The sequence below is a fragment of the Streptomyces sp. NPDC056987 genome (assembly GCF_042673865.1).
Classification (GTDB): Bacteria; Actinomycetota; Actinomycetes; order Streptomycetales; family Streptomycetaceae; genus Streptomyces.
The window spans coordinates 39731-49281 of sequence record NZ_JBHURV010000043.1; the positions used below are offsets into that span (position 1 = coordinate 39731).

A 9551-nucleotide genomic window follows, 5' to 3' on the forward strand; every position below is an offset into this window, starting at 1 on the left:
TGCGGCCTTCACGGGTTCACATGGGGCTGCTGGGATACCTGGCGTCGACTACGACACCAGGAGGCGCATGTGAACCTGCTCGTGAACGGGGACGCCGAGAGAGGGCCGGGAGGGGACGCCGAACCCGTGCCGTCGGTCGACGGCTGGACGGTGCGTCAAGGGGCGCCCGCGCTCATCGCGTACGCCCACGGCAACGGCTATCCGACCGCGGGTGACCCCGGCCCCGTCCCGCGCGGCAGCCGGTTCTTCTCCGGCGGCAACAGCCCGCGTACCGCGCTCACCCAGGACGTCCCGCTGCCCACGGCGGGCGCGACGGGCCGGGCCGCCGTGGACGCGGGACGGGTGCGGTACGCCGTCTCCGCCTGGCTCGGCGGGTACGCCGCGCAGGAGGACGGCGCCAGGTTCTCGGTGGAGTTCCGCGACGGCCGGGGCACCCCGGTCGCGCTCTCCGTGCTCGGCCCGGTCACCGCCGCCGAACGGGGCGGCCGTACGGCGCTGGTGGAGCGGACCGCGGAGGCCGCCGTACCGCCCGGCGCACGCTCCGCGCGGGTGCTGCTGGTCTTCACCCGGACCGGGTCCGGGACCTCCAACGACGGTTACGCCGATGCGCTGTCCCTGACGCTCCGCGCGGCGGCCCCGCTCCACACCGAAGGGGTGCGTCCGTGAACGCGACGAACGGACTGAACCGGCGCGATCTGCTCAAGGCCGCCGGGGCCGCCGGAGCGCTCGGCACCGTCTGGCCGCTGAGCGCCGGACTCTCCCCCGCGCAGGCCCGCGAGGCCGCCGGGGCGCTCGGATCGACGTACGACGCCGCGCCGTTCACCCTCGGCGTCGCCTCGGGCGACCCGCGGCCCACGAGCGTCGTGCTGTGGACCCGGCTCGCGCCCGAGCCCTTCGCCGAGCCCGGCGAGCAGGCGCTGCCCGAGGTCGCCGAGGTGCGGTGGGTCGTGGCCGAGGACCGCGCGCTGCGCCGGGTCGTCGCCCGCGGCACGGTCCCGGCGTCCGTGACGCTCGCGCACAGCGTCCACGTACCGGTGACGGGGCTGCGTCCGGGCCGTACGTACTGGTACGCGTTCAGCGCGCTCGGCCGGACCAGCCGCACCGGCCGGACCAGGACCGCGCCCGCCGGGCGGGTGCCCTCCGTACGGTTCGCCACCGCCAACTGCCAGAACTACCCGCAGGGTTACTACGCGGCGCTGCGCGGGATCGCCCGCGAGCGGCTGGACTTCGTCATCCATCTCGGCGACTACATCTACGAGTACGGGCCCGAGGGCGGCGACTCCGTCCGCGACAACAACGGCCCGATGATCTACACCCTCGCCGACTACCGCAAGCGGCACGCCCTCTACAAGGGCGACCCGTCGCTGCGCGCGGCCCACGCCGCCCACCCGTGGTTCCTGACCTGGGACGACCACGAGGTCGCCAACGACTACAGCGGTACGGGTGGGGGCGCGCCGTTCCTCCAGCGCCGGGCCGCCGCCTACCAGGCCTGGTACGAGCACCTGCCGCACCGCGACGCGGGGGACGGCGAGGGTGCCTCGGCCGGCCTGCCGGACCCGGAGATCCACCGGGTGCGCCGCTGGGGCGATCTGCTGGAGCTGGCCGTGCTCGACCTGCGCCAGTACCGCTCCGCGCAGAACCTCCCCGACGGCACGATCCTCGGCGCGGGACAGAAGGCGTGGCTCAAGCGCACCGTCGACCGCGCCCCGGACTCCTGGCACATCTGGGCCAACTCGATCATGCTCAGCCAGCTGCGCGGCTCGCCCGGCGGCCGGTTCATGTTCACCGACCAGTGGGACGGCTTCCTCGCCGAGCGCAAGGAGGTCCTGGAGCATGTCCGTACGAGCGGCCTGGAGGACCTCGTCGTCCTCACCGGGGACTGGCACTCGGCCTTCGTCGACGACATCCGGCCGGATTACGACAACCCGGAATCGCCGGTCATCGGCACGGAGTTCACGGCGCACTCGGTGACCTCCAGCGCGTACGACGCGCAGTGGAACGCGGCGAACGGCCCGCTCATGGGCCGGGCCAACCCGCACCTCCAGTACTTCGAGGGCAACCGGTACGGGTACGACGTGTACGAGGTGACGCCGGAGCGCTTCAGTACGCACATGCGGGTGATCGAGGACCGCCGCGACCCCGCCTCGCCCGTCTCCACGCTGACCACCTTCCACGTCGACCGGGGCACGGTGGGCGCGTACGAGGACCCGGCGACGAGGAACTCGCCCGCGCAGTACCGCAGGGACTGAGCGGGAGGACCGAGCCGCAGGGGCCACGGTGGCGGGTGGGGCGGGACGTGTGTCACACGTGTCTCCTGTGTCATAGGGTCCCCGGATCCCGACCGCCGACCTATCGTCGGGGGCATGTTCGCCGCCTACGCAGCCCACACGGACTTCGCCCACCCTCTCGACGGCCTGGAGCTGGGCGAGCGCCCGGCCCCCGAGCCACGCCCCGGCTGGACCACCGTCACGGTGAAGGCCGCCTCCCTCAACCACCACGATCTGTGGTCGCTGCGGGGGGTGGGCCTCACCCAGGACAAGCTGCCGATGATCCTCGGCTGCGATGCCGCGGGACTGGACGAGAACGGCGACGAGGTCGTCGTCCACTCCGTCATCGGCGGGGGCGACCACGGCACCGAGCCGCGCTCGATCCTCACCGAGCAGTACCAGGGCACCCTGGCGGAACGCGTCACCGTACCGGCCGCCAATGTCCTGCCCAAGCCCGCCGAGCTGACCTTCGAGGAGGCCGCCTGCCTGCCGACGGCCTGGCTGACCGCGTACCGCATGCTCTTCACCAACGCGGGCGTACGGCCCGGGGATTCCGTCCTGGTCCAGGGCGCGGGCGGCGGGGTCGCCACGGCGGCGATCGTGCTGGGCACGGCGGCCGGGCTCCGGGTGTACGCGACCAGCCGCCACGCCGCGAAGCGCACGCGGGCGGTGGAACTGGGCGCGGTGGCGGCGTACGAGCCGGGCGCGCGGCTGCCGCACCGCGTGGACGCCGTCATCGAGACGGTCGGCGCGGCCACCTGGTCGCACTCCGTCAAGTGCCTGCGGCGCGGCGGCACTCTGGTGATCTCGGGCGCGACGAGCGGCGACCGCCCCGACCACGCCGAGCTGACCCGGATCTTCTTCCTGGAGCTGAAGGTGGTGGGCTCGACGATGGGGTCCCGGGACGAGCTGGAGGACCTGCTCTCGTTCTGCGCGCTGAAGGGGGTGCGGCCGGTGATCGACGAGGTGCTGCCGCTGGACCGGGCGCGGGAGGGCTTCGAGAAGATGGCGGCCGGTGAGCTGTTCGGCAAGGTGGTGCTGACGGTCTGAGGCCGGTCCTTATCTCTTCTGCCGTCCGTTCGTTTTCTCCGCCCTCCGTTCGTCATGTCAACCTGGGTTGACGCCTTGCCGGGTGTCAACGTAGATTGACATGCATGACCGAAGCGACGGATCTCGCCGAGCGGGCGGGCGACCGCGACCCCCGGGTCGGGCTGAGGGCGGTCGCCGCGCTGCGGCGGCTGCTGGAACGGCTCGAATCCGTACAGGTGCGCAGCGCCCGGAATCAGGGCTGGTCGTGGCAGGAGATCGCGGACGAGCTGGGCGTCAGCCGGCAGGCCGCGCACAAGAAGCACGGGAGGCAGTGATGTTCGAACGGTTCACCGAAGGCGCGCGCGACATCGTCATCGGCGCGGCCGGCCACGCCGACCGGGCCGGCGCGGCCACCGTCACCGAGGAACACCTACTGCTCGCGATGTTCGAACAGGAGGGCACCCGGGCGTCCTTCGCCTTCGTCGCCCTGGGGCTGGCCGGCCGCCGCGCCTCGGTGGAGCACGCGCTCCAGGACGCCCGGCGCAGGGGCGGCCTGTCGAAGGCGGAGACGGAGGCGCTGGCGGGGCTCGGCATCGACGTGGACGAGATCGTCGCGCGGGTCGAGGAGACCCACGGGGAGGGCGCGCTGCGCGTCGCGGTGCGGCGCAAGCGGCCACGCTGGTCGAAGCACCGCCCGCTCACCCCCGGCGCGAAGGCCACCCTGTCGCGCTCCCTGCGTATCGCCCTCGGCCGCGGCGACCGCGTCATCGGCGACGGACACCTCCTGCTGGCGCTGACGGCCCGGCCGGGCGTGGTGTCGGAGGTCCTGGCGGACCACGGCGCGACATACGCGGCGGTGGAGCGGGCCGTGTTCGGCGCGGCGGAGGGTGACGGCGGCGCCCCGGGCAAGATCGATTCCGGGGAAACACCGTAGGCATTGTCAGTGGTCGTCCCTAGGATGGTGGTCAATTCCGAGTCCTTCTCGGCGGCGGCGCGCGGTGCACCCGTGCGTCCGTCGCCGGGGTCAGGGCCGGGCCCATCGCGATTCGTGAGGGGGGGACCCCGCGATCGCCCGACCCGCGACCACGGCTGCCCCTGCGAGCCGTGCGGTCGCCCCACGCATCCATGAGCCCTGACGCGCCCGAATTCTCCGTACCCGAATCCGTCTCCGAGTCCGCGCCCCGGCCCGAGTCCGTAACCGCTCCCGGGCCGGTGACCGCTCCCGAGCCGGCGACCGCTTCCGAGTCCGAGTCCGAGTCCGCGCCCGCGCCCGCGGTCAACACCTTCCAGGTGGACCTGCGGGGCCTCGTCGACCTGCTCTCCCACCACCTCTACTCCAGCCCGCGCGTCTACGTCCGCGAGCTGCTGCAGAACGCGGTGGACGCCGTCACCGCGCGCCATCTCCACGACCCCGGCGCGCCCTCGCGCATCCATCTCGTCGCCGACGGCTCGTCCGTCGTCATGGAGGACTCCGGCATCGGCCTGACCGCCGACGAGGTGCACACCCTGCTCGCCACCATAGGCCGCAGCTCCAAGCGTGACGGACTGGAGAACGCCCGGCAGGAGTTCCTCGGGCAGTTCGGCATCGGGCTCCTCGCCTGCTTCGTCGTCGCCCGGCGCATCCGCGTCGTGTCCAGGTCCGCCCGCACCCCCGGGGAACCGCCCGTCGAATGGCTGGCCCGCGACGACGGCTCGTACACCGTACGGACCCTGCCCCACGAGGCGCGGCCCGAGCCGGGCACGACCGTCCACCTCGAACCGCGGCCCGGCGCCGAGGAGTGGACCGACCCGCGCCGGGTCGCCGAACTCGCCGCGGACTTCGGCTCCCTGCTGCCCCACGAGGTCACCTTCACCGGCCCCGACGCCACCGGCCGGCCGCTGACCGAGCGCCCCGCCGCCTGGGACCGCCCCTACCCCACCCCCACCGCGCGGCGCGTCGCGCTGGCCGGGCACTGCGCGCGGGTCTTCGGCTTCACCCCGCTCGACTCCGTCGACCTGGACCTGCCCGTCGCCGGAGTACGCGGCGTCGCCTACGTCCTGCCCTCCGCCACCAGCCCCGCCCAGCGCGCCGCCCACCGCGTCTACCTCAAGGGCATGCTGCTCACCGACCGGGCCGACAACCTGCTGCCCGACTGGGCGTTCTTCGTCCGCGTCGTCCTCGACACCGACACCCTGCGCCCCACCGCCTCCCGCGAGAACCTGTACGACGACGACACGCTCGCCGCCGTACGGGAAGCGCTCGGCGTCCGGATCCGCGGCTGGCTGGCCGAGCTGGCGGCGGGCGACCCCGACCGGCTCGCGGCGTTCCTCTCCGTGCACCACCTGGGCGTCAAGTCCATGGCCAGGCACGACACCGAGCTGTTCGCGCTGATGCTGCCGTGGCTGCCGTTCGAGACCAGCGACGGCCAGGTCACCCTCGACGAGTTCGCCCGCAGCCACCCGCGCATCCACTTCACCCGGACCGTCGAGGAGTTCCGCCAGGTCTCGCCCATCGCCGCCGCACACGGCCTCGGCGTCGTCAACGCCGGATACACCTATGACGCCGACCTCCTCGCCCTGCTCCCGGCCGTCCGGGAGGGCGTCACCGTCACCGAACTCGACGCGGGAGCCGTCACCGCGCACCTCGACCCGGTCGACCCCCAGCGGGAGCTGGCGCTCGCCGCCTTCCTCGCCACCGCCAGGACCCGGCTCGACGCGCTCGGCTGCGACGTCGCACTCCGCGCCTTCCACCCGCTCACCGTCCCCGCGCTCTTCCTCGACGACCGCGAGGCCCGCCACGAACGGGACCGGGCGGCGGCCGAGGAGAACGCGGACCAGCTGTGGAGCGGCATCCTGGGCGCGCTGCGCGGCTCCGCGCCCCGCGCCAGACTGGTGCTCAACCACAACAACCCGCTGGTGCGCCGGATCGCCGCCCTCACCGACGCCGAACTGACCGGCACCGCCGTCGAGTCGCTGTACGGGCAGGCCCTGCTCATGGCCCAGCGCCCGCTGCGCCCCGCCGACACCTCGCTGCTCAACCGGGCCTTCCTGGACCTCCTGGAATGGGCCACGCACCCGCTCGCGGCACCCACCGAGGCCCCCCGCGCCGCTCACGAGGAGGGCGACCAGTGACCGCCGAACTCTCACCCGAGGACATCAGACGCGCCCTCTGGGAGAACGACTCCGCCCCCAACGGCCTGGCACGCAACGCGCGCGGCGAGGAACTCGTCGCCGCCGCCGAGCGGACCGGCGACCCCGACGTGCTCCGCAGGGCGCTGCTCAGCCTCGTCCAGGCGTACGAGTACAGCACCGAGCGCGGCAAGATGCTCGTGCCCTTCGCCCGGCTGCTCCAGGAGTGGGACCGGGACCCGTCCGGTTTCTCCGGCGCGGACACCCACACCTTCCACTGGGTCTTCAAGTGGGCCAGCTCCGGGATGCTGACCCTGCCCGAGATGCCGCTCACCACCATCGAGCACTGGCTCACGGAGATGGAGCGCCGCTACCGCACCGCCGGCTTCACCGAACGCGCCGTACGGCAGGCCGAGTTCGAACTCGCCGACGACAGCGGCGACCCGGAGCGGGCGGCGCGCGCGTTCGCCGCGTGGACGGCCGCGGAGCGCGACCGGATGGCCAACTGCCATGCCTGCGAGCTGAACGACCAGGGCAGTTACCGCGTGCGGCAGGGCGACGACGAGAAGGCGCTGGAAACGTGGGAGCCGGTGCTCGCCGACCGGCTGCGCTGCGCGGAGGAGCCGCACCGGACGCTGGCCCAGTCGCTGCTGCCGCTCGTCCGCACCGGCAGGCTCGACGAGGCGCGCGCCCACCACCTCAAGGGGTACCGCCTGGCGCGGGGCAACGAGAGCCTGCTGCCCTCGATCGGCCTGCACATCGAGTTCTGCGCGCTGACCGGCAACGAGGGCCGCGGTCTCGAAATCCTCGCCGAGCACGGGACGCACCTGGACTCGCACGGCAACCCGTGGGCGCGGCTCCAGTTCATCGGGGGCGTGCTCACCCTGCTGCGCCGACTGCCCGCGCTCGGCCTGGGCGACCAGCCGGCCGTACCGGGCGCGGTCGCCGGTGAGCCGCGCACCGTGGCCGGACTCCTCGCGCTGCTGGACGACGAGGCCACCGCGCTCGCCGCCCGCTTCGACCTGCGCAACGGCAACGACACGGTCTCCGCCCGGCTGGCCCGCCGGCTCGCCGCCGCGCCCCTGGTGGACACCCTGCCCCTGGGGATCCGCGCGCCCCGGCTCGCCCCGGCCCCGGCGGTGGCGGCGGTGGCACGGGAGGACGCGGCGCCCGCCGTGACGGTGACGCGACTGGCCCGGGAGGCGCGCGAGCTGCGCGGCCAGGGGCACCCGCGAGCGGCGTCGGTATGGGACCGGATCGAAGCCCTGGTGGCGACGCGGACCACCGCGGAACCGGGCACGGCGGAGCCGGGCGCCGCGGAGTCGGTCGTGCCCGAACCGCTGCTCGTCGCGGAGTTGCTGGAACACCGCGCGCTCCGCGCCGGGCGCGCGGGCGATCCGGGTGCCCGGCCGCTCCTGGAGGAGACCGCAGCCGCCTACCGGGCCGCCGAGGAGCCCGGCCGGGCCGCCCTCGCCGAGCTGCAGATCGTCTTCGCCGCGGCCCAGAGCGGTGAACCGCCCGAGGAGATACGGCGCCTGCTCGCGACCGCCGCGGCATCGGCGGACGCGCTCGACCCCGGGGAGCCCACGCGCACGCGGCGGATCGCGAGCGTCGCACTGAGCGGGGCCCGGCTCGGCGCCGTACTGCGGCACCAGGAGAGCGGCCACGACCCCGCCACCGCCGAAGCCGATCAGGCCCGCCTCGACGCGGACCTCGCCGGCTTCGTCACCGAGTTCGGCGGCCGGGACGCCGAGGAACCGGCCGCCGAACTCGCGGACCTGCTCGCCGGCGCCGAGAAGCAGCGGGCGGAGCTGGCCTGGCAGGCCGGGGACGCCGAGCGGGCCGAGGCGCTGTTCTCCTCGTCCGCACGGCGCGGCACCGCCGCCGGCCGCCCGTGGGACGCCGCGGAACCCCTCGCCCGGCGGGCGGCGCTGCTCATGGCGCTCGGCCGCGAGGAGGAGGCGGAGGAGGCCGCGCGCACCGCCGTGGCGTACGGCACGGAGCTGATCGACCCGGACGAACTCGGCCGGCTCAGACTCACCCTCGCCGACATCCTCTACCAGCAGTACGGCAAGGAGGCCGAGGCCGCGGAGTACGCCCTCGAAGCCGCGCACTGGCTCGACGAGGCGGGTGAGTCGGCCGGCGCGGGGGCCTACGCCCGGCTGCTCCTCGCCCAGGCGTACGCCGAGACCGGCCGTGCCGCCGAGGCCGCCGAGGTGCTGGAGTCGGCCCTGCCCGATCTGCTCCGTCAGGGGGAGCCACGGGCCGTACGGGCACGGGAGGCGCTCGCCGGGATCCTCCGGGCGCTGGGCGACCAGCGGGGCGCGGCCGAGCAGTATCTGCTCGCCGCCGAGGTGGCCAAGGGCTGGGAGAACCAGCAGCCGCACGCCCGGTTCGCCACCCTCGCCGCCGAGTGCCTGTCGGGCGCGGGGCTGCGGGACGAGGCCGTCGCCGCGTACCACCGGGCCGTCGAGCTGTGGCAGGGGACGGGCGAACCGGTCGGCGCCGCGCGGGCCCTGCGCTCCGTCGCCTGGCTGGAGGTCCGGGCGGGTAACGCGGACGCCGCGAAGGAGCTGATGGCCCGGTCCCTCGCGGCCGTCGAAGGTGACGGTGACGAACTCCTGCTGGAACGGGCCCGTGGCTGGTACCAGACCGGTGAACTGCTTCTCGACCTCCTCGACGAGGACGCCGACGAGAACGACGAAGGCGACGAGTACGAGGAAGGTGACGACGCCGCCGGAAAGGCCGATCGGGAGGCCGGCGGGGAGGCCGACGCCGTCCGCGAGGAGGCGATCAGGCTGCTGGAGCAGGGTGCCACCGCGCTCGCCGGGCTCGGTGTCCTGGACGAACGGGTGCGCTGTGTCGTCCGCGTGGCCTGGACCGAGCAGGAACTCGGCCGGCGGGAGGCGGGGGCGCGGCGGCTGCGCGCCCTCGTCGAGGAGGTCGCCGCGACGGACACCGACGAGGCCCGGGCCATGGTGCCCCGTCTGCGGAACAACCTGAAGCACCTGGAGTCCTGAGCACGCGGGGTGGGCGGGGTGTGGGGGGGGGGGGGTGGCGCCCCCCCACCCCGACCCGGGCCAAAGACCCGCGCCGGCCAAAGCCGCGGCCCTGTGGTGGATACCGGCGGGCGCCCGGGTAGGGGAC

General features: G+C 74.3%; 7 protein-coding genes. All 7 read left to right on the top strand.

The window, feature by feature from the left end:
* The first annotated feature begins 69 nt into the window (after positions 1–69).
* The 7 genes from ACFTZC_RS34845 to ACFTZC_RS34875 all read left to right on the top strand — a co-directional run bounded on the left by ACFTZC_RS34845 (position 70) and on the right by ACFTZC_RS34875 (position 9424).
* Complete coding sequence (locus tag ACFTZC_RS34845) at positions 70–666, top strand: phosphoesterase (RefSeq protein WP_382896773.1); 597 nt, start codon at positions 70–72, stop codon at positions 664–666.
* The gene (locus tag ACFTZC_RS34850; RefSeq protein ID WP_382896776.1) at positions 663–2249 is read left to right on the top strand and encodes an alkaline phosphatase D family protein; all 1587 of its coding nucleotides are present in this window, start codon (positions 663–665) and stop codon (positions 2247–2249) included. Before ACFTZC_RS34845 ends, ACFTZC_RS34850 begins: the two co-directional genes overlap by 4 nt.
* A 114-nt stretch (positions 2250–2363) precedes the next feature.
* Positions 2364–3317, top strand: coding sequence for a zinc-binding dehydrogenase (locus tag ACFTZC_RS34855; protein WP_382896778.1), 954 nt, complete (start codon positions 2364–2366; stop codon positions 3315–3317).
* A 104-nt stretch (positions 3318–3421) separates the two neighbouring features.
* The gene (locus ACFTZC_RS34860; protein ID WP_365817627.1) at positions 3422–3631 is read left to right on the top strand and encodes a helix-turn-helix domain-containing protein; all 210 of its coding nucleotides are present in this window, start codon (positions 3422–3424) and stop codon (positions 3629–3631) included.
* Positions 3631–4230: a Clp protease N-terminal domain-containing protein gene (locus tag ACFTZC_RS34865; protein WP_382896780.1), complete on the top strand. Its 600-nt coding sequence runs from the start codon at positions 3631–3633 to the stop codon at positions 4228–4230. Before ACFTZC_RS34860 ends, ACFTZC_RS34865 begins: the two co-directional genes overlap by 1 nt.
* 191 nt (positions 4231–4421) lie before the next feature.
* Positions 4422–6407 carry an HSP90 family protein gene (locus ACFTZC_RS34870; RefSeq protein WP_382896783.1) on the top strand — a complete coding sequence of 662 codons (1986 nt, stop codon included), beginning with the start codon at positions 4422–4424 and terminating at the stop codon, positions 6405–6407.
* Entirely contained in the window at positions 6404–9424 is a 3021-nt protein-coding gene (locus tag ACFTZC_RS34875; protein ID WP_382896786.1) for a tetratricopeptide repeat protein, read from the top strand. The genes ACFTZC_RS34870 and ACFTZC_RS34875 overlap by 4 nt, the downstream gene beginning before the upstream one ends.
* Positions 9425–9551 lie beyond the last annotated feature (127 nt).

Coding starts and splice junctions, on each gene's coding strand:
- ACFTZC_RS34870 (WP_382896783.1), top strand. CDS start 4,422: ATGAGCCCTGACGCGCCCGAATTCTCCGTACCCGAATCCGTCTCCGAG.
- ACFTZC_RS34865 (WP_382896780.1), top strand. CDS start 3,631: ATGTTCGAACGGTTCACCGAAGGCGCGCGCGACATCGTCATCGGCGCG.
- ACFTZC_RS34855 (WP_382896778.1), top strand. CDS start 2,364: ATGTTCGCCGCCTACGCAGCCCACACGGACTTCGCCCACCCTCTCGAC.
- ACFTZC_RS34860 (WP_365817627.1), top strand. CDS start 3,422: ATGACCGAAGCGACGGATCTCGCCGAGCGGGCGGGCGACCGCGACCCC.